The following is a 21,767-nucleotide window of genomic DNA, read 5'->3' as shown; positions in this document are numbered from 1 at the left end:
TATGCCAACCGGCCCGGGTTCCGTATCCCGCATCCGAGTTGCAGCAGTCCATGGTTTCCAAACGCCTGTCTTCCGACTTCCAACGTTCGTCCGGCATTTCACGCGAGTCGCATGGCAACGCATCGCCGCAGACATCGCCGCCGCCCGCAAGACGCCGGACGACCCGCGCATCCGGCCCGCTGGAGAGCCTGCACCGTGTCAGGCGCAGCACATCGTTGGCGGTGCGGCAGCCGGTTGATGGCGCCGGCGCGTCCCGCCCGGTTGCGCGAGGTCCCTTGCGGATTGCTGCCGCGAAGCCGGTGCCCGCGGACTCGCGCGGGCGAATTCCCGATGTCGATGTGAGCAGGCTTCCCACGCGGGCCCCGCCCTTGCCGTCCAAGCGCGGGCGCGGTGTCGAAACGCGGGCCGATCCGCGTACGACGTTCAGGCCCGGCCCGAGAGATGCATCCGCCCTTCACTCCACAAAGCGGGCCAGATACGGACGCGCATTGGTGGAGCCGTCGGCTTCGCGGCGCATGGAATCCGGGCACGAACCGACGAGGGAGCAGCTCATCGGCGAAGACGCCGGGCTGGATCGTGCGGCCCGCAGCCGGCTCAGTGCGCAGCACAAGGAACAGTGCGGGCGCCTTCAGCATCTGGCGAAACAGGCCCGGCAGGGACGCGCCCGGTCACAGAAGGTGGATCCGAAATCCTGCCTTCAGCTGGCGCAGGACAACATCCTCGCGCAGCGCAACGGGTATGGCCTGGCGCTGGTGTTTCTGAGCCGGGTGGTGTCCTCGGAAGAGAACACCCGGCGCGTGACCGATTACTTTCTGGTCTTGAGTGCGGCCGCGCCTCAAGCGAGCCCGTCGATGCGACAGGATCTGCAGCGCTGTGCGGACGTGGCGGCGCACTACCTGTCCAAGACGAACTGGTTCGAGGGCACGCCGTTGTACCAGCTTGTCCATGTCAGCAACCTGCTGAGCAAGTATGCGGACCGGCCGGCATGCCTGAACGCCATCGCATGGGTGGCCGGCCAAGTGCTGATGCCCGAGGTGCTGCCGCGGCTCTCGGCCAAGCAACTGTCATTGCTGGCCAACGCATTTTCCAAGAACCAGGGCAGCGAACACTGCGAACAGGCGGTGGCGCGCATCGGGCGCCACGTGCTTCAGGATCGCGTCGGGGAATATCCCGCGCAGAGTGTCAGCATGCTGCTCAATGCCTTCAGCAAATGGCCGGGCAACCTTGCCTGCCGGACCGCCACCGAACGCTTGGCCGAGCGGCTGGCGGACGATGCCGATCTCCGGCAGATCATGACTGCGCAAGCGGTGGCCAATTCGCTCAATGCGCTGGGCAAGTGGCCCGACTCCACCGATTGCCGAGCCGCCGCCGAATGCCTGGCCACCCGCCTCATCGACGATGACAGCCTGCGGCAGGCCCTGGACGGGGCCCAGGTCGCCAACTCAATCGGGGCGATGGGCCGGTGGCCCGACTCCGGCAATTGCCGGGCCGCCGCCGAACGCTTGGCCGCGCGGCTGACGGACGATGCCAAACTCCGGCAGAACATGAGCGCGCAGCAGGTCGCCGGCTCGCTCAATGGGCTGAGCAAGTGGCCCGACGCAGTCGACTGCCGGACTGCCGCCGGACACCTGGCCGCGCGGCTCGCCAGCGACGCCAAGCTCCGGCGCGACATGAACGCGCAGGAGGTCGCCAACGCGCTCGGCGCGCTGGGCAAATGGCCCGATGCCGCCGATTGCCTGACCGCTGCCGAACGCCTGGCCGTACGGCTCGCAGGCAGCGAAAAACTCTTGCTGGCGATGAAGTCGCAGCTGGTTTCCAATGCGCTCAACGGGCTGAGCAAGTGGCCCGACTCCATCGATTGCAGGACTGCCGCCGAATGCCTGGCCATCCGCCTCCTCGACGATGACGGGCAGTTGCTGGCGGACCTGGATGTGCAAGGGGTCGCCAATTCGCTCAACGCGCTCAGCAAATGGCCCGACGCCAGCGCGTGCCGTGCCACCGCCGAACCATTGGCAGCGCGGATCGTGCACGAGCCGGCGCTCGGGCAGAGCATGAATGTGCAGCAGTTCGGCAACGCGCTCAACGCATTGGGCAAGTGGCCCGATGCCGCCGATTGCCGTGCCGCGGCCGAACGCCTGGCCCTGCGGCTGACCACCGATGCCAAGCTCTGCCGGACCCTGAATGCACGAGGGGTCGCCAACGCGCTCAACGCACTGAGCAAGTGGCCCGACGCCACCGATTGCCGCGCCGCCGCCGAACGCCTGGCCACCCGGCTGACAGACGATGCGGGCCTCCTGGACGCCCTGGATGCACAAGGGATGGCCAACGCGCTCAACGCACTGGGCAAGTGGCCTGACGCCGCCCCTTGCCGAGCGGCCGCCGACCGCCTGGCCGCCCGGCTGACGGATGATGCCGGACTCCGGCGGACCATGAACGCGCTGCAGATCACCGGTTCGCTCACCGGACTGAGCAAGTGGCCCGATTCCGCCGGCTGCCGTGCCGCCGCCGAATGCCTGGCCGCACAGCTCGCGGACGACGCCATGTCCCTGCAAGGGATGGATGCGCGCAAGATGGCCAATGCGCTCAACGCGTTGAGCAAGTGGCCCGATTCCACCGATTGCCATGCCGCCGCCGAGCGCCTGGCCGCGCGGCTCGCGGGCAATGCCGGGCTCCTGCAGGCAATGGATGCCCAAGGGATGGCCAACGCGCTCAACGCGCTCGCCAAGTGGCCCGACTCCGCTGATTGCCGCGCTGCCGCCGAATGCCTGGCCGCACAGCTCGCGGGCAATGCCGCGCTCCTGCAGGCCATGAGCGAACAGCACCTCACCAACTCACTCAACGCGCTGAGCAAGTGGCCGGAGGCCGTCGATTGCCGGGCCGCCGCCGAACACCTGGCTGCCCAGCTGACCGGGGATGCCGCGCTGCAACGGAGCCTCGGCGCGTGGCAGGTTGCCAACCTGCTCAATGCGCTGAGCAAGTGGCCCGATGCCGCCGATTGCCGGACCGCCGCGGAATGCCTGGCGGCCCGGCTGGTGCGCGATGCCGATCTTCTGCAGGCCCTGAGCGTGCAGGCGCTCTCCCTTGCCTTCAACGCGCTGGGCAAATGGCCCGACTCCGCCGACTGCCGCGCGGCCGCCGAGCATCTGGCCGCATGGCTTGCGGACGATGCCGAGCTGACGCAAGCCATGGATGCGCAAGCCGTCGCCAACGCGCTTGGCGGACTGGGCAAGTGGTCCGACTCCGCCGACTGTCGCGCTGTCGCCGAACACCTGGCCGCCCGGCTTGCGACCGATGCCCGGCTGCGGCAGGACATGAGCGCACAGCAGGTCGCCAGCTCGCTCAATGGGCTGAGCAAGTGGCCCGGCTCCACCGATTGCCGGATTGCCGCCGAACGTCTGGCCGCCCGTCTCGTCGACGAACCCGCGTTGCTGCAAGCCATGCATGCGCGGCCGGTCGCCAACGCGCTCAATGCGCTCAGCAAGTGGCCCGACGTCGCCGCTTGCGGTGCCGCCGCACAGCGTCTGGCTGCGCGGCTGGCGAGCAGTGATCGACTCCCGCAGGCCATGAACGAGCAGGAGGTCGCCAACGCGCTCAACGCGCTGGGCAAGTGGCGGGATGTGGACGATTGCCGTGCCGCCGCCGCCAGCCTGGCTGCCCGGCTTGCGGACGATGCCGCGCTCCGGCAGGCGCTGAACGCGCAAGGCGTCGCCAACGCCCTCAACGGGCTGAGCAAGTGGCCGCAGAACGAAGCCTGCCAGGCGGCTGCGATCCGTCTGGTCGACGACCTGGGCAGCGGTGGGCGGCTGTTCAGCACGTTCGATCTTCCGGAACTGGCGCAGTTGGCCAACGGCATGGCACGCTTTGCACTCGCCATCGGCGATGTCGCCGCGCACGAGCGCGATGCGGAACTGACCGACGGCACCCCGCTCGACCTGATGCACACGCGCCTGCGCGAACTGGCCGCGCATCTGAACGTGCGTCCCGATGGGCTGAATCATGCCGGCACGCGTGCGATTGCGATGGTCTTCAAGGCGCTGGCCAGTGCGGGACTTCAGGACGGCCAACGCCTGCTCGCCCGGCAGGGCTTGCAGCGCCTGCAGGCACTGCAAGCGCAGACCGGTTTCAAGCCGGATAACCTGGAAACATTGGGCAGCCTGGCTGCCGGGCTGTTGCCGCTGGTCCGTTCGCCCGAACTCAAGCCGTACCGGCGCGACGCACTGCGGCTGCTCGGCTTGATGCAGCCCGACGTGGCGCGCAAGGTGCAGTGCTACGTCGATGCCCACGCCGCGTCGCCATCGCCCGCAGTGCAGACCCGGCCTGCGGAAGACGAGGCGTTCGGCACCCGGCTTCCGGGCCTGACCTTCTTCCTGCTGCTCAAGACCTACACCGTGGTGGCCAGCCTGTGGAAGGCGCGCTATGTGTCGGACATCCCCGCCCGGGTCGCGGAACAGCGCGAGGCCCTCAAGGCCTGGATAGGCCGCACGCTGGAGCCGGTACGCGGGCACATCGAGGGCGATCTGGACGAGATGAGCTGGAACCTCATCGCCCAGATCGAGGCAGGCGACAACGTGCTCGATGCGCTGGATCTGAAGCTGTGGCGCGATCTGGACAGGATCGTCGCCGCCCATCCGCCCACGCCGCTGGACGTGGCGGCGGTGCGGCGCGAACTGCGCGGGTTGCCGGAGGTGCGGGACCTGCTCGGCAACGAGGCCGGTGCGGCGCGGTTGCAGATCATCGACATGCACGGGCGCGATGTCAGAACCAGTACCCCCACCGATGCCAGCGGCACTGGAGCCCAACCGTATTCGTTCTTCACCCGCCTGACCGGCGGGCGCCTGCCGCTGGTCGAGGTCGAACTGCCCGGCCAACTCAGCGCATTCATGCTGGCCCGCACCATCCGCCATGGCGATGATCTGCTGCGCATGGACCTGTTCGGAGGCAGCCACCTGACGCCTTCCACCACGCGTGTGTTCGAGCGGTTGGCCGGCGCGCAGAGCATCAAGCGCTACGGGCGCCTTCCCGCCGTGCGGCTGGCCGACACCGTGCCGAACGCACCGCTGATGAAAGACGTGATCCGCAAGCTCAACCCCCAGCGGGAGGATTGGTATCGCATGCAGCGCGCGCTGCTGGAAATCGTGCCGCGCGATCACGTGGTCGAGGGACCGGTCCGCCTTGCGCTGCTGGCCGACCGGCCGCAGGGGGCCGAACCGGCGTTTGCCCTGCGCACGCCCGAGGGCGAGCCGATCCGGCTGGTGTCCCATGACGGCTGCGGCTTCGTCAGGGAATCGCTCGCGCGGCGGATTCCGGCCGTGGCCAGGGCGATGGATGCGTGGAGCCTATCGCGCCAGAAAGGTTCGGACGCTGCGCCGGCGCTACGCATGGTGATCCTGCCGTCCCAAGCCACGCATCACTATCCGCGCAACGAAGCCGTCATCGAGGAGGCCCGGACGCATCTGCGCCACGCGCTGCACACGGACACGGCGCTGTGGGAGACGGACGCGTTCAGCGGCACCCGCAAGCTCAGCAAGCCCAAGCTTTACGACCTGCTCGTCGGCGCGGGCATCAGCGGAACCCAGGGGGTCGCCGTCCCCTCGGCCGACGGCAAGCTCTACCTGCCCGGAGAGAAAGGCGCCGGGTTCGATCGCACGGGCGGACCGGTGCTGCTGGGCAAACCGCCCTACGACAAGCCGAACCTGATGCCGATACCGGCCGAGCGCGTCGGCACCTCCGCGCAGGGCGACGCCACCGCGCGGTTCCTGGAGACGGCCTTTGCGTTCCAGTACAGCTACACCGCCTGGGACGAAAGCCAGCCCCACACAGCCGGCCATGGCGACGATGCCCCGATGCTGCACGGCAAGGGCGTGACCATCGTGGTGCCCGACGCGCTCTGGCCGCAGGACAATGACGCGCAATGGGTCTGGTCGACCGAGGACATGAAGATCCATTCGAGCTGGACACAGCGCCGCGAGCGCGACCGGCTGCCGGCGCGCATGAACACGGTGGGCAGCCTGCGCGTCAAGGATGTCTACACGCCGGGCTCGCTGATCGCCGTGCCGGTCGATGAGCTCAAGAAGCGCGATGCCGACTGCGACGGCGACAGGGTGTTCGTCTACGCCGGGCTGCCCAAGATGGCGCAGGCGATCGCCGGCTTCTTCGAGGAACGGGAGCGGCAGGTGGGCAAGGTGCCCTCGTTCAAGCCGCCCAAGACGGCCAGTGCCGCGTTCGATGAGGCGGGCCAGTATCGCGCGGGGCGTGCCGCTGAGGTGCTGTCGGCGGTGCGCGGGCAGGAACTGGTCCGGCGCATGAGCACCCTGCAGTTCCACTTCTGGGGCCAGCCGCAGGCGGTGCGCGAACGCATCGCCGAGTCTGCGATCTTCGGCACCTACGAGGGCACCCGTCGCGAGCTTCGGCGCGGTCTGCGCCGGCTGCTGTACGACCCGGCCGAGGCGACGCCGGACCCATTGCAGGCGCTGCGTGAGCGGGCACGCCTGGGCGTGGAACACGCGCACCACCCCGTGGCGCGCGAGGCGGCCGAAGTCCTGTTGCACCAGTTGGAAGCCTTCTCGCGGGACGCGCACGGACTGCGTGAGCCCGCAGCGCCGCCGCCCGCATTGTCGCCGACCCTCGCCGAGCGTTTCACTTCGCTGGCCGAGGCTTACACGCAGGCGGGTACGCCGCGCGAGCGGCTGGCGGCCCTGGCGGAGCACTATCCCACCGCCCTGCTGCCCCACCCCGGAACGGCGCTGCCATCGGAGCGCCCGGCCGCGGAGCAACTGGGCTATGCGCCGGAGGCGCCCCTGGAGACCCTGCGCAATCTGCTCACCCTGGGGGTGAAGGTCGGCACCGACGCCCCCAAGGCGGCGACCCAGACCGGGGTGTACCTGAAGATCGCCGATCGGCTGGAGCATGCGCTGCGCCGCGAGCAGGATCGCATCCGGCTCATGCCCTACACGAAGAGCGGTCTGCTGCCCAAGCTGCGCGATGGCCTCAATGCCCAGGCCGAGCAGCATCGGTTGCGCGACAACCCCACGCTCGCGGCCGGCTTGATGGAAATGGCGCTCGAAGAGCTGCTGGAGCGCAGGCTGATCGACGGTGTCCCGACCCCGGGCGCATTGTCCGCCGACACCGAGACCCAGCTGCGGCAACTCGCCCACGGCCTGCACATGACCGCCGCACAGGCCGAGGCAGAGATGACTGCGCTCGTCCGCCACGCCATCCGGGGAATCGGGGTGTTATGCGGCGAGGCGCATTGCCTGAAATCGGAGTCGTCGCTGTTCGACAAGCTGCGCAGGATGATGCGCAAGACACGTCAGACGCCGCAGGCCGCCGCCGCGGGGGTGGGCGACACTCTGCGCTATAGCGTCGTGCTGCCCCCGGAGACGTTCGTGCTGGGATATGCCGGCATCCTGGGCATACTCGATGCCGCGGGGCTGACGCAAACGCGGGTCCACAACAGCTTCGTGAAGTCCAACGCCGCGTTCAAGGGCGTGAACGTCAAGCTGACGGGCCGGGACACCGGGGGCAATGCCATTCGCCTGGAGATCCAGTTCCATACGGAGCGAACCTTCGAACTCAAGGAACGCTTCCACGACGCTTACAAGCAGACGCAAGCGCAACAGCTCGCCGGCGCGAGCCGGGAGGACCAGCTCGGTGCGCTGGCCGAGGCCCGGCGTGCGTTCGGGGAGATCGCCACCCCGCAGGGCTGCGAGCACATCACCGACTGGGAGACCGCCCCGCCGCATGCGGATCGCCCGCGCGCACCAAGCGCCGCCGCGCCGCGCCTGGCGGCAGCGCATGCACAGACCGCCCTGGGTGAACATGTCCAGCGGCTCGCCGCGCAGGCCCGGATTGTTCACCAGGAAGTCGGGCCCTTGCTGGCGGCGCTGGAGACACACGAAGACCTGGACCTGCGGGTGGACAAACACCACAGCGTGCCCAAGCAGACCGCGTCGATCAGGAAGAAGATCGAGCGTTATCAGGTCCTCGAAGGCCTGTCGCTCGAGCAGGCCAGCGCACGCGTGCGCGATGCGATGCGCTGGATCGTGCTGCTGCCGGCGAACCGGTTCGGGATCCGGTTCGCGCACGCGCGGCAGCGGCTGGAGCAACAGGGCTTGCGCGTCACGCGGATCAACAATGGCTTCACCGCCCCCGATACGACCTATGCCGGCCTGAACGTGACGTGGCGCACGGCTGCGGGGTCGGATTTCGAGATCCAGTTCCATACCGCGCAGAGCCTGAACACCAGAAACACCAGCCACAAGACCTACCGCAAATGGCAAGACCTGGAGGTCAATATCGCGCTCGCGCAGGATCCGGCAGAACGCCAGGCGCTGCAGCAGGCCAATGCCCGGCTGCTGAGCGAGCGGAAGGCGCAAGCCGCCGCGGTCGCGCTGCCCGAGGGCATCCAGGGCATCCCCTCCATCCGCTACGATTCGAGCGCGGATGCCCCCCTCACGGCATCCGGGCGCACCCCGCAGCCCATCCGGGAGATGCCGGACACCGAGCCGCACCCGCGCCGCGCCCCTGTTCTGCATGGTGCCGGCCTGCCCCCTCCTCGGGCCGGTACGGCGCCCGGTAGCGAAGTCCGGGATCAGGTCGCAGCCGCCCTGGGGCCGCACTGGCAAGCGTTGCGCTGGGAACTGGCGGGTACGGGCATCGCGCTGGAACCGTCCGTGCAGCCCGAGCGCCTGGACGAGCAGCTGCAGAAGATCCAGCACGGCCTGGAACGTAAGACTGCCCGGGATCTGCAGGACCTCGCAGGCAACCCCGGCTTGCGGCTCGACTGGGCACGGCGCGAACCCCTCTACAGGCGCGTCGTCGACTCTCGCGCCCGGCTCGGCGCGCAGCCGCCCCGGGAGCGCATGGACCCGCTGTATGACACGCTGCGCAAGCTCGACACCCGCGGCAGGCTACGCCACCCCGAAATCGAGCGGCATTTCAGCATCGGCGCGGCCCAAAGCGGGGGTGACCTCAGCCTGTTCGACAGCCTGTATCAGGTCCTCCAGCGTCGCGACACGGCCTCGGGCCTGCAAGCGCTGCTGGCCGGCACCAGCATCCATTCCAGCCTGGGATTCGGCAAATACATGCAGGGCTTGCTATACCGTGGCGGGCTGCCGCGCCCCGATCAGGACGGCCGCAACGACCCGATGGACCTCCGTGCCGCCTCGGTGGTCATGACCGCCCTGGCCGATCTGCTGGACCTGCAGATGGTGTTCTTGCAGCGTCGGGACGATGGCAGGGTCCAGCTCAATCCACCGGTCGGCAGCGGCACGGATACTGTCTTTCTGCTGCACGAGATCGCTCTCGGTACCGACGGGCGTGTTTCTCCGCTGTGGATACGGTGACTGCCCTAGCCGTGGGGACGTCTCTGGCTGGCCAGAGCCTATGAAATCGCCAGAAGTAGCACGGGCGGTATGCGCCCCCCGAAAAAGTCGGCCGCGACTCCGGTCCACAAGAGATGAGGATCGTACGGCTTCCGCCCGCATCGTCTTCCGCCTTACGTTCGCCATGGTTTCAAAAACTTCGGGGCGCGCGGCGCTGTACGACCCGGTTTCAGCAAGAATCTTCGTTCTTGTAACCTACTGAATTGGAACAATGAGAAATCGCATTGGTGGTAGCAGCAGCGCATCGACCTCGACGCAGACCGGAAACGCTATTGAGCAACTGGATACGGCGATAGGAAACCTCCATGATGCGCGCCGGAAGGCTACGCAGAAAAACCCCGCATTGGCTTTGTTTGAGTCACGAAACAAAAATACTGACAACTTGCTGGCACAAGCGAGCGCAATCAGTGCAAATAATCACCGCAACGCCGGGAAAAAAAACGACGCTACGCCGGATAGCACAGACCTGATCAATGCACTAAACAGTGCCGCGGCGGCTTGGATGAAGGCCTGACCGCAATCCATGCATGGCCCTGCCCTGCCTTGCATTCACGCAAAGCTTGTTGCGCGGCCATGTCGGCGTATCCCTTGTCCTCACGGGCAAGGAGTGGAATTGCATAGGCTTCGGCAAGCCTGCTTCGAGGGGCCTTTCGTAAACCAAGACTGCGCCGGCGTCAGATTCCAAGGTAACCGGGTCTCGTAGTCGTCGGCGATCTGCGCTAGGGCGCCCATTCTCGGGCGCTTGCAACAAATCTGTGGAACTGTGTGAGCACAAGCCCGGCCTGCAGGCAACGCGGACTTCTCAGCCCATCGCATTGCGCATGGCATGCCGCATCAGAAGCGCGGCAAACCGCTCGGGCGCCTCGACATCCGGGAAATGCCCGCATTCCTCAAAGATTTCGATCTCCGCATGCGGAGCGCACTGGTGCAATGAGGTGGGATCGGTCGGCGCGTGGGATGGATCACTGCCGCCCCAGATCATGGTGCAAGGAACCGCCATTGCGTTCGCCGATGGCATCGTTTCCCGGGTCAATCCCTGCACGATGCCCGCCAGGCAAAAACAGGCGCCGCAATGCATCGCATCGAGTGCCGTGTCTCTGAAGAGGTGTTTCCGCCCTTTGGGCAGCGCCATCGGATACCAACTCTTGACCAGCTTTTTCCGGAATAACCATGCGATCGCCTGCCCCGCGACCGGAATGCGCAGCGGCCACGGGATGGTCCGATCGACCCAAGCCTGCATCGATGCGAGGGATGGCGTCTGCGACAGCACCAGGCCGGCCACTCGATCCGGTGCCATCCTGGCTGCGTTTACGGCATACAAACCGTTGGCGCAGCTGAACGCCAGCGTTGCCCTCCCGATGTTCAAGCGATCGAGCACATCCAGTATGGCGCGTGCGCCCTCGTCCAATGTGTGCGAATACCTTGGCGCGGGGATGGAGTATCCAAAGCCGGGCATATCGAAGCACACCACACGCAGCGCGGGCGATAGGAGCTCGATCAATCGAGCATAGTGCTCGATTGTGTTCGGCCCGTCGGGAGCCATCACGACACAAGGCTTCGTGGATCCGGAATCGTGCACGCGAACGCGTCCCGCAGACGTCTCGACGAAGGTCGTTCGCAGTCCGTTCTGCAGCCAGGCAGACTGCCCTCGCGCATGCTTTGCGAGACAGTGGTCCACGAAGGCGCCCACGGAACCCCTCCCTCGCGGCTGGTCGGCGCTACGCGGTTCTGAGGCTGCTGCGCCGGCCGGGGAACGCTCCGAAGACGATGCGGCCGATGGCGGTTGGGCTGGGTCTTGGTTAGTCGTTGTCATGATCGGAAACTTTCGGGATTCTAAGCATGAGCGTAGTCAGCGTCGTGCTGGCGGCCGGGGCTTGCGCGCCGGCCGAGCCAGCCTACATCGCCCCCGCCAGCCTCGCCAACGCATCATCGACAACGGCCCGCGGACAGCCCAGGTTCGCGCGCAGGAAACCATGCCCTTCGGCGCCGAATTTCTGCCCTTTGTCGAACCAGATGCGCGCGCGGGTCAGCATGAAGTGCTCCAGTGCCTCCGCCGACAGGCCAAGCGGACGGCAGTCGATCCAGGCAAGGTAAAGCGCGTCCATCTCGTGTACGCGCAGGCCCCAGTCCGCCGCGTTCACGGTGGCGGCGAAATGCTGCTAGTTTGCGCGAATGTAAGCCAGCATGGCTTCCAGCCAGGGCTCGCCTCGGGCATAGGCCGCCTCGGTGGCCACCATGCCGAGCAGGTTGACTACGTTGAACTGGTTGCGCTCGAGTTGCCGGATGAAGGTGTCACGCAGCCGGCGGTCGGAAATGATCAGGTTTGCGCATTGCAGGCCGGCCAGGTTGAAGGTCTTGCTGGCCGAGGTGCACGTCAGGCTGTGCGCGGCGAAGCGCGGGTCCAGGGAGGCAAAGGGAATGTGCCGCCGCGACGGCGCCAGGACGAAGTCCTGGTGGATCTCGTCGGCGATCACCAGGATGCCGTGGCGCAGGCAGATCTCGCCCATCGTGCGCAGGTCGTCTTCCGACCAGACGTTGCCCGTGGGATTGTGCGGATTGGAGAGGATGAACAGCCGCGTGTCGTCACGAATGGCCTGCTCGAAGATCGCCGCGTCGAAGCGATAGCGGCCGTCTTCCAGGACGAGCGGCGCCGGCGCGTCGCCCTGGCATTGGGCAGCACGCTTGCGCTGACGATCTATCCGGCGCCCTTTCCGATTCCGCCGTATTCGCTGGAGGTCTATTTTCATCGGCGGCATGCCGGCGTGCCCGGTCATGCCTGGCTGCGTGACCAGATGCGCCTGGTCTTGGCCGCGAAGCCATAGCTTCAGGCCGATTGGCCTCAATCCGGGCGGCGGGATGACGGCCCGGCGAGCGGATCGCGCGCAAACGCGGACCTGATCTGCGACAGCCGCGCCGGTTTCATGATCGGGCCGGCAAGGACCGAATCGCGGGCGCATGATGCCGCCCTGCCCTGCACCGCCTGGGCCGAAGCCTTTTCACGTTGCCGCCGGGATCGCCCTCGCGTATGAGGCCCGCGCCGCGGCACGCCACGCCACGCCACGCTTCGCAAGCCGGAACGGATCTTCGCAGTCGGATCAGCCCGATCGCGCGATCGGGTAGAGAATGGCTCCCCCCTTCAAAAAGCGGAAGCTGGTTTCCAGACAATACCGCGCATCCCCCTCTTCGCTCCGCGCGAGCCGAGCGATTGTTCAACAGTCTTGTGCCTTACGGGCTGGTTTTCAGGCGCCCCCAAACCGATTGCACCGCCACTGGTGTGTGCTCGCCCTGGGCTTCTGCATCCGATTGCCATCACGTATGGGTTACTCCCGAATCTCCTCTGGTCTGAACGCTTCACGCGGTGCCTCGCCGGCGCCGCAGCCCGACACGCCGCCGCAGACGCCACCGCCGGACAACCGCCGACGCACCCGAATGGACAGCCCCCTGGGGGGCCTGCATCACGCCAGGCGGAGCGCTGTGCCGGGCGCGGGCTCGTCAGGCGGCATGCCGCAGACGGCCAGGTCGCTCCCTCGCCGCATGGAATCGCGGGTGTCCGAGCCTGTCGAGCGCGAGGTCCCGGAGCGCGCCACCTCCGAGCCACGCCCGGAAGATGCCTCCACCAGTGATCCGATGCGAAGCGCCGGCCGCGAGCGCTCCTGCATTTCTCCGCCTGGCTCACGGCGTGCCGGGGCCGACGCTGGGCCTACGCCGGCGCAGCTTGCCGAGTACGGGCGTTGGCTGGACACCGCGGCGCTCCGGCAGCTCGATGCCCAGCGCGAAGAGCAGTGCTGGCAGCTTCAGGCGCTGGTGCAAGATGCCTGGAATCGAAAGGTCGATCTGCAGCTCTGCGCCCAGCTGACGAGCGATAACATCCTCGCCCGGCGCAATGGGTGCGGCCAGGCCCTGGTCTTTCTCGATGGGGCGGTGTCCGCGGAGGAAAACGCCCGGCGCGTGGGCGACTACCTGTGGGTGCTGAGCCAGTCTTCCGCCCAGGCTGGCCGGCACGGGCAACGCCAGCTCGAGCGCTGCGTCGATCTCGCGGCGAGCTATCTGTTCAAGACGGACTGGTTCGACGGGGCTCCCTGCCCGCAGTTGAGCAACCTGGGCAATCTCCTGAGCAAATATCCGACCCGGCCGGCAGCCATGGAGGCCGTTGCCTGGATCGCCGGCCAGGTGCTGGCGCCCGTGCGCTTGCCGCGGCTCAATGGCAAGCAGTTGGCCTTGCTGGCCAATGCGTTCTCAAAGAATACGGACAGCCTGCGCTGCGAGCGGGCCGTGGCCCGGATCGCGAGCCAGGGGCTGGACCATTGCACGGAAGCCTTGGCGACGCAGAGCATCAGCCTGTTGTTCAACGCGATGAGCAAATGGCCCGACAATGCCGTCTGCCAGACCGCCGCCGAACGCCTGGCCGCGTGGCTGGCCGAGGCGGCCGGCACGTTGCGCGCGATGACCGCGCAGGAGGTCGCCAGCACGCTCAATGCCCTGAGCAAATGGCCCGACTCGGACGCTTGCCGGCAGGCCGTGGAACGTCTGGCCGACCGCCTGGCCAAGGAGAGCCGCCTGCGCCAGGCGCTGAGCGCGCAGCAGGTTGCCAACGCACTCAACGCGATAAGCAAGTGGCCGAAGGCGCAAGCGTGCCGGACCGCAGCCCTGCAACTGGCCGGCCGGGTGGCGGACGATGAGCGGATCCTGTTGACCCTGAATGCGCAGGGGGTCGCCCTTGCGCTCAACGCCCTGTGCAAGTGGCCGGACGCCGATGCCTGCGGCCAGGCGGTCGAACGCCTGGCCGAGCGGCTGGCCAGGGAGCGCGGCCTGCTCCAGGCGATGAGCGCGCAGAATGTCGCCAACGCGCTCAATGCGCTGAGCAAGTGGCCCAACAACAAGGCTTGCCGCCTGGCCGCCGTGCTGCTGGCCGAACGGGTGGCCAAGGAGAGCCGCCTGCGCCAGGCGATGAGCGCGCAGCAGGTCGCCAACGCGGTCGGCGCCGTGGGCAAATGGCCGGACGAAGCGTTCTGCAAAGCGGCCGCCGAATGCCTGGCGGTCCGGCTGGCCGACGAAGCCGACCTGCGGTGGGCCTTGAGTGCCCAGCAGTTCGTCAGCACGCTCAGTGGGCTGAGCAAATGGCCGAAGTCGAACGACTGCGGGAGGGCAGCCCAGTGCCTGGCCGTCCGGCTGGCCCAGGATGCCGTGCTGCGGCAGGCGCTGGACGCGTTAGGGATCGCCAGCACCCTGAGCGCGCTGGGCAAATGGCCGGAGGCCAGCGATTGCCGGATCGCTGCCGGCTATCTGGCCGCCCGGCTGGCGCAAGACGGTGACCTGCGGCAGGCGCTGGATGCGCAAGGCGTTGCCAACGCGCTCAATGGGTTGAGCAAATGGCCGAACGCGGACGACTGCCGGACGGTCGCCAAGCACCTGGCCGCCCGGCTGGCCGAGGATGCGGCGCTGCGGCGGGCGCTGGACGCGCAAGGGGTCGCCAACGCGCTGAATGCGCTGAGCAAGTGGTCGGATGTCGAAGGCTGCCGCGTGGCCGCCGAACACCTGGCCGAACGCCTGGCCACGGATGCCGACCTGCGGCAAGCGCTGGACGCGCAGGGTGTCGCCAGCACGCTCAATGCGCTGAGCAAGTGGCCGGACACGGCCGTCTGCAAGGCCGCCGCCGAGCACCTGGCGGCCCGGCTGGCAGACGAGGCCGGAATCCGGCGCGCCCTCAGTCCGCAAGGCATGGCCAACGCGCTCAATGCGCTGAGCAAGTGGCCGACCGCCGCCAACTGCTGCCTGGCCGCCGAGCTTCTGGCCGGACAGCTGCTGCGCGACCCCGCCCTGTGGCAGGCCATGAACGCACAGGAATTCGCCAGCACGCTCAGCGCGCTGAGCAAATGGCCGGACACGGACGATTGCCGCCTGGCCGCCGAGCGCCTGGCCGCCTACCTGGACAAGCAGGCCGATCTTCGGCAAGCGCTGGATGCGCAGGGAATCGCCAACGCACTCAACGCCCTGAGCAAATGGCCGGATACGGCTGTCTGCAAGGCCGCCGCCGACCACCTGGCCGCGCGGCTGGCGGAAGAGGCCGACCTGCGGCAGGCGATGGATGTGCTGGGCATCGTCGGCGCGCTTGGCGCGCTGAGCCGGTGGCCGGAAGCGGACACTTGCCGGATGGCGGCCGAACGCCTGGCTGCCCGCTTGGGCAGGGAGCCTGAGTTGCTGCGGGCCATGAGCGCGCAGCAGTTCGCCAGCGCGCTCAATGCGCTGAGCAAGTGGCCGCAAAGCGAGGCCTGCCAGCAGGCGGCCCTCGGCCTGGCCGATGCGCTGGGCGGCAGCAGCCGGCCGTTCGGGGCCTTCGACATGGGCTCGCTGGCGAAACTGGCCAACGGCATCGCGCGCTTCGCGGCCGGCCTGGCCGGTGCGGCCGCCCCCGACGACGAAGACGACGATGGCCAGGCAAACGCGGCGCTGTCCATGATGCACGCCTGCCTGCGCGAACTGGCCGCGCATCTGAGCGTGCGCCCCGCGGGGCTGGACGCAGCCGAGACGCGTGATGTCGCGATGGTCTTCAAGGCGCTGGCCACCGCCGGGCTCAAGGACGGCCTGAAACTGCTTGCTCGCCAGGGCTTGCAGCGCCTGCAAGCCCTGCACGAGCAGACGCGCTTGCGGCCCGACAGCCTGGAAACCCTCGGCAGCCTGGCGGCCGGGCTACTGCCGCTGGTCCGTTCGCCCGATCTCAAGCCGTTCCGCATCGATGCGCTGCGGCTGCTGGAACGGATGCAGCCCGACGTCGCACGCAAGGTGCAGCACTACACCGATGCCCACGCGGCTTCGGCGGCGCTCGCGAAGGCCCGGTCCCCGGAGGGCGAAGCGTTCGGTGTCCGGCGTCCCGGCCTGACATTCTTCCTGCTGCTCAAGACGTATGCCGTGGTGGCCGGCCAGTGGAAACAGCGCAACGCGGCGGACGATCGCGCCCGGGTCGCGCAGCGGCGCGAGGCGCTCCAGGCCTGGATCGGCAACACGCTGGAGCAGGTGCGCGGGGCCATCGAGGGCGATCTGGACGAGATGAGCTGGAACCTCATCGCCCAGATCGAGGCCGGCGACCACGTGCTCGACGCCCTGGACCTGAAGCTGCACCGCGACATGGACCGGATCACCACCGCCCATCCGCCCACGCGGCTGGACGTGGCCGCCGTGCGGCGCGAGCTGCGCGGCCTGTCGGCCGTGCGGGACCTGATGGGCAGCGAAGCGGGCGCGGCAGCGCTGCAGGTCGTCGACATGCGCGGGAACCCCATCCGGTCCGGCCCCGATGCGCTGGCGAACTACTCGTTCTTCACGCGCCTGACGGGCGGGAAGCTGCCGCTGATCGAGGTCGAGCTGCCCGGCAAGCTCAGTGCGTTCATGCTGGCGCGCACCCTCCAGCACAACGGCGACCTGCTGCGCATGGACCTGTTCGGCGGCAGCCACCTGACGCCGCCCAATACGCGCGTGTTCGAGATGCTGTCCGGCGCCCAGGGCTCCGCCAAGCGCTATGGCCGCATTCCCGCGATCCGGTTGGCCGACACCGTGCCGCACGCGCCGCTGATGAAGGACGTGATCCGCAAGCTCAACCCGCAGCGCGAAGACTGGTACCGCATGCAGCGCGCACTGCTCGAAGTCGTGCCGCGCGACCACGTGGTCGAGGGGCCGGTCCGCCTTGCGCTGCAGGCCGACCGGCCGCAGGGCACCGCGCCGGCGTTCGCGCTGCGTCTGCCCACCGGCGAGCCGATCCACCTGGTCTCCCATGACGGCTGCGGCTTTATCCGGGAGTCGCTCGCGCGCCGGATTCCGGCCATGGCCGCGGCGATGGACGAATGGGCCCGCTCACGCCGGCAAGCCGAGCCGCAGCCGCCTGCACCGCGCATGACGAGCCTGCCCCCGCAGGCCACGCATCACTATCCGCGCAACGCTGCAGCGATCGAGGAAGCGCGCACGCATCTGCGCCGGACACTGCAAGAGGACGCGACGCTTTGGCAGGCAGAGGTGCCCGATGGCACGCACCGGCTCGGCACGACCAGGCTCTACGAGCTGCTCGTCGGCGCGGGCATCACCGGTGTCCAGGGCATTGCCGTCCCCTCGGCCGACAGCAAGGTCTACCTGCCCGGCGAAAAAAGCGGCCCGTTCGATCGCGCCGGCGGGCCTGTGCTGCTGGGCAAGCCGCCCTACGACAAGCCCAACCTGATGCCGATACCGGCCGAGCGCGTCGGCACGCCCGGGCAAGGCGATGCCACCGCGCGCTTCCTCGACACCGCCTTTGCGTTCCAGTACAGCTACACCGCCTGGGACGAGAGCCGGACCCGCACCCCCAGCGACGATGCGCCGATGCTGCACGGCAAGGGCGTCACCATCGTGGTGCCCGATGCGCTCTGGCCAAAGGGCAACGATGCGCAGTGGGTCTGGTCGACGGAAGACATGAAGATCCATTCGAGCTGGACCCGGCGCCGCGAGCGCGACCGCTTGCCGGCGTGCATGAACACGGTGGGCAGCCTGCGTGTCAAGGACATCTTTGCGCCGGGCGCGCTGATCGCCGTGCCCATCGATGAACTCGGCAAGCGCGATGCCGACTGCGACGGCGACAAGGTGTTCGTGTACGCCGGCGCGCCGAAGATGGCCCAGGCGATCGACGGGTTCTTCGCCGCGCGGGAGCGGCGGATCGGCAGGATGCCCTCGTTCAAGCCGGTCAAGACGGCCCGCGCGGCCGTGGACGAAGCGGGTCAGTACCATGCCGGCCGCGCCGTGGAGGTGCTCTCGGCGGTGCGCGGGCAGGAGCTGGTCCGGCGCATGAGCACCTTTCAGTTCCACTTCTGGGGCCAGCCGCAGGCGCTGCGCGAACGGATCGCCGAGCAGGCAATCTTTGGCACCTTCGAGGGCACCCGGCGCGAACTCCGGCGCGGCCTGCGCCGGCTGCTCTACAACCCGGGCGCGGCCACGCCGGCATCGCTGCAGGCGCTGTGCGAGCGGGCGCGCCTGGGCGCGGCGCATGCCCAGCACCCGGTGGCCCGCCAGGCGGCGAAAGCCCTGCGGGACCAGCTGGAAGCCTTTGTGCAGGCACCGGACGCGCCGCCCGCCCCCGCCGGGCAGCCGCAGGCCTTGCCGAGCGCCCTCGCGCAACGCTTCACTTCGCTTGCCGATGCCTATGCGCAGGCCGGCACGGCGCGCGAGCGGCTGGAGGCGCTGGCAAGCCACTACCCGACCGCCCTGCTGCCCCACCCCGGCACGGCCCTGCCGGAAGACTGCGCCGACGATCCCCTCCCCCTCCCGGAGATGCAGCTCGGCTACGTACCCGCCGCGCCGATGGAGACCTTGCGCAACCTGCTCACGCTGGGCGTGAAGGTCGGCACCGACGCGCCCAAGGCGGCGACGCAGACCGACGTGTACCTCAAGATCGCCGAGCGGCTGGACCGTGCGCTGCGCAGCGAGCCCGACCGCATCCGCCTCATGCCCTACACCAAGAACGGACTGGTGAAGAAGCTGCGCGAGGGCATCGACGTGCCGGCCGAACGCCTGCTGCTGCGCGACAACCCCACGCTCGCGGCCGGGCTGATGGAGATGGCGCTCGAAGAGCTGCAGCCGCTGGGGCTGATCGACACGGCCCCGGCCCCGGGAGCGGTGAGCGCCGAGACCGCATCCCGCGTGTGGCAGCTCGCGCATGCGCTGCACGCGGCCGCCGAACAGGCCGAGGCGCGCGTGACCGGCATGGTCGAGCGCGCCATCGACGGGATCGGCGAATCGCGCGGCGAGGCGCATCGCCTGAAATCGGCGTCGTCGCTGTTCGACAAGCTGCTCAGGCTGATGCACAAGGGACGTCTGTCGCCGCAAGCCGCCGCGGCAACGGTGGAGGATGCGCTGCGCTACAGCATCGTGCTGGACGCGCAGACCTTTGTGCAGCGATATGCCGACATCCTGGGCCGGCTCGACACCCTGGGGCTGACGAGGACGCAGGTCCGCAACAGCTTCGTGCTCAACCATACCGCCTTCAAGGGCGTGAACGTCGGCTTCACGGCGGGCGATGGCGACGACAAGGCCGTGCGCCTGGAGATCCAGTTCCATACGCAGGAGACCTTCGCGCTCAAAGCGCGCTTCCACGACGACTACAAGCAAGCGCAGTCGCTGTACCTGGCGGGCGCCGACACCGAACAGCGCCACGCCGCGCTGGACCAGGCCCGGGAGGCCTTTGCGCCGGTCGCCACGCCCCCGGGCGGCGAGCACATCCTGGACTGGGATAGCGCGCCGCTGCGGACCGAGCGCCCGCGCGCGCCCGCCGCCGGCACGCACCCCGCGCGCGATGGCCTGGCCGGGCACGTCGAGCGGGTCACCGCCCAGGCCCGGGCCATCCAGCGGGAGGTCACGCCGCTGCTGGAAGCGATCGGCCTGGCCATCGCCAAGCAGCACAGCACGCCGAAGCAAGCCAGCTCCGTGCGCAAGAAGATCGAGCGCTACCAGGCGCTCAAGGGGCTGTCGCTCGAACAGGCGGCGGCAAGCGTACGCGATGCGATGCGCTGGGTCGTGCTGCTGCCGGCCGATCAGTTCGGCGCCGGGTTCAGGCAGGCGCGGCAGGCGCTGGAGGCCAAGGGGCTGCGCATCATGCGGATCCGGAACGGCTTTGCCGTTCCCGGCACGACCTACGCCGGCCTCAATGTCATCGTGCGCTCGCCCGCCGGGCGGGATTTCGAGATGCAGTTCCATACCGAAGACAGCCTGCGCGCCAGAAACACCAGCCACCCGCTGTACCGCGCGTGGCAGGACCAGGAACTGAGGATCGGGCTCGAGCAGGATCCCGCCAAGCGGCTGCGGCTCCAGCAGGCCAATGCGCAGCGGCAGCAGCTCCGCCGGGAGCGTGCCGCCCAGGTTGCGCTGCCCACGGGCGCCAAGAGCATCGTAGACTTCGACGCCTTGCGCGACGCTGCGCCGCCTCGTGCGACGTCACCCCATCGGCCCCAGCGGCCCGAGCGACCCCAGCAGGGCAAGCGTGCCGGCCATCGGCCATAGCCCAGGCGCGGCAACGGGCGGGCGTCGGCATCGTTCCCGGAGCGATGCGGCCCGCCCGCCTGGGTCGGCAGCGGATCATGATTCTGCCGGCCTCGTGCGCAGGGCGGCCGCAAGCGCCGCGCACGCCCCTGGCGCGTGTGAAGCCGGGCCCATACCGGCCGCACGCAACGTCTCCACAACGCGGCGCGGAGCGCTGGCCTGCACGCAAGCTCGGCCCGGACGCCGCGCTCAAGACCGCGCCAGCGCTCTCACCGCTGGCACGGCCCCGCCCCGCGTTCCGCCCCGGATCCACGGCCGGAACCGCCATCCGCCATCGTTGTTGCCCTGGTGCGCACGCGATCCGAATACCGGCAAGCGACGGATAGCCGCAGCACGAAGTGGATATGCCCACCGTCGTGCGGCGGTCCATTATGCAGTCAAGCGTCGCGCCGATTGCGCCCCACGCGGCCCCCGGGGCGGACCCTGCGGCCGGCGGATCGCGCAATCGCGACGACCTCGATGACCGCTCCATCCCGGCCGCCGCCTGGCGGCGGGCGGACCGTCCCGCAGCGATTTTCGTGAGCAAGGTGAGATTCCTATGAAAGGTCTTGAAGGCAAGGTGGCCATCGTCACCGGCGGCGCCACCCTGATCGGCGCGGCCGTTGTCCGCACGCTTCGCAGCTACCGGGTCAAGGTGGCGCTGTTCGATATCGACGCGGCCAGCGGCAACCGCGTCGCGGCCGAGGACTCCGACGGCACCCGCTTCTGGCCGGTGGACATCACGGACGACCGGCAACTGGAGCGCGGCGTTGCCGACGCGGCGGCCCACTTCGGGCGGGTGGATTTCCTGGTGAACCTCGCCGCCACCTATCTCGACGACGGCGCGAAGTCGGGGCGAGAAGACTGGCTCAAGGCGCTGGACGTCAACCTGGTCAGCGCGGTCATGGCCGCGCGCGCCGTCCACCCGCACCTGGCGGCGGCGGGCGGCGGCGCGATCGTCAACTTCACCAGCATCTCGTCCAAGGTCGCCCAGACCGGACGCTGGCTCTACCCGGTCTCCAAGGCCGCCCTGGTGCAGCTGACCCGGGGCATGGCGATGGACTACGCGGCCGATGGCATCCGGGTGAACTCCGTGTCGCCGGGCTGGACCTGGTCGCGCGTCATGGATGCGCTCACGCACGGCGACCGCGCCAAGACGGACCGCGTGGCCGCCGACTACCACCTGCTGCGGCGCGTGGGCGATCCCGAGGAGGTCGCGGAGGTCGTCGCGTTCCTGCTCTCCGGGCACGCCGCTTTCGTGACCGGCGCCGACTACGCGGTCGACGGCGGCTATTCGGCGATGGGGCCGGAGCAGGCCAAGCAGGCCATTGCGCGCCTGGCCGAATAACGCAGACCCGC

The 21,767-nt window shown here is 68.7% G+C and carries 7 protein-coding genes; 4 read left to right on the top strand and 3 right to left on the bottom strand.

The window, feature by feature from the left end; genetic code table 11:
• Positions 1-50 precede the first annotated feature (50 nt).
• Positions 51-9,344 carry a XopAD/skwp family type III secretion system effector gene (gene xopAD, locus GO999_RS08845; protein ID WP_211906145.1) on the top strand — a complete coding sequence of 3,098 codons (9,294 nt, stop codon included), beginning with the start codon at positions 51-53 and terminating at the stop codon, positions 9,342-9,344.
• 250 nt (positions 9,345-9,594) lie between these two features.
• A complete protein-coding gene (locus GO999_RS08840) occupies positions 9,595-9,897 on the top strand; it encodes a hypothetical protein (protein WP_139274281.1) in 303 nt (100 codons plus the stop codon).
• Between the two features lie 288 nt (positions 9,898-10,185).
• Here GO999_RS08840 and GO999_RS08835 read toward each other — a convergent pair whose 3' ends face one another.
• The 3 genes from GO999_RS08835 to GO999_RS08830 form a co-directional block, all read right to left on the bottom strand.
• Positions 10,186-11,073 carry an alpha/beta fold hydrolase gene (locus GO999_RS08835; protein ID WP_173941574.1) on the bottom strand — a complete coding sequence of 296 codons (888 nt, stop codon included), beginning with the start codon at positions 11,071-11,073 and terminating at the stop codon, positions 10,186-10,188.
• A 205-nt stretch (positions 11,074-11,278) separates the two neighbouring features.
• Positions 11,279-11,524: a hypothetical protein gene (locus tag GO999_RS24680; protein ID WP_249215013.1), complete on the bottom strand. Its 246-nt coding sequence runs from the start codon at positions 11,522-11,524 to the stop codon at positions 11,279-11,281.
• An 18-nt stretch (positions 11,525-11,542) separates the two neighbouring features.
• Positions 11,543-12,157: an aminotransferase class I/II-fold pyridoxal phosphate-dependent enzyme gene (locus GO999_RS08830; protein ID WP_249215012.1), complete on the bottom strand. Its 615-nt coding sequence runs from the start codon at positions 12,155-12,157 to the stop codon at positions 11,543-11,545.
• A gap of 760 nt (positions 12,158-12,917) precedes the next feature.
• On the opposite strand from GO999_RS08830, the gene xopAD (GO999_RS08825) reads away from it, so the two are divergent.
• Complete coding sequence (gene xopAD / locus GO999_RS08825; protein WP_211906144.1) at positions 12,918-20,390, top strand: XopAD/skwp family type III secretion system effector; 7,473 nt, start codon at positions 12,918-12,920, stop codon at positions 20,388-20,390.
• Between the two features lie 577 nt (positions 20,391-20,967).
• The gene (locus GO999_RS08820; protein ID WP_028853228.1) at positions 20,968-21,756 is read left to right on the top strand and encodes an SDR family oxidoreductase; all 789 of its coding nucleotides are present in this window, start codon (positions 20,968-20,970) and stop codon (positions 21,754-21,756) included.
• Positions 21,757-21,767 lie beyond the last annotated feature (11 nt).

This window comes from Ralstonia nicotianae, assembly GCF_018243235.1.
Lineage (GTDB): Bacteria > Pseudomonadota > Gammaproteobacteria > Burkholderiales > Burkholderiaceae > Ralstonia > Ralstonia nicotianae.
This window is presented reverse-complemented; position numbering and strand designations above follow the sequence as displayed.

Coding starts and splice junctions, on each gene's coding strand:
- GO999_RS08840 (WP_139274281.1), top strand. CDS start 9,595: ATGAGAAATCGCATTGGTGGTAGCAGCAGCGCATCGACCTCGACGCAG.
- GO999_RS08820 (WP_028853228.1), top strand. CDS start 20,968: ATGAAAGGTCTTGAAGGCAAGGTGGCCATCGTCACCGGCGGCGCCACC.
- xopAD (WP_211906145.1), top strand. CDS start 51: ATGGTTTCCAAACGCCTGTCTTCCGACTTCCAACGTTCGTCCGGCATT.
- GO999_RS08830 (WP_249215012.1), bottom strand. CDS start 12,157: ATGACCGGGCACGCCGGCATGCCGCCGATGAAAATAGACCTCCAGCGA.
- xopAD (WP_211906144.1), top strand. CDS start 12,918: ATGGAATCGCGGGTGTCCGAGCCTGTCGAGCGCGAGGTCCCGGAGCGC.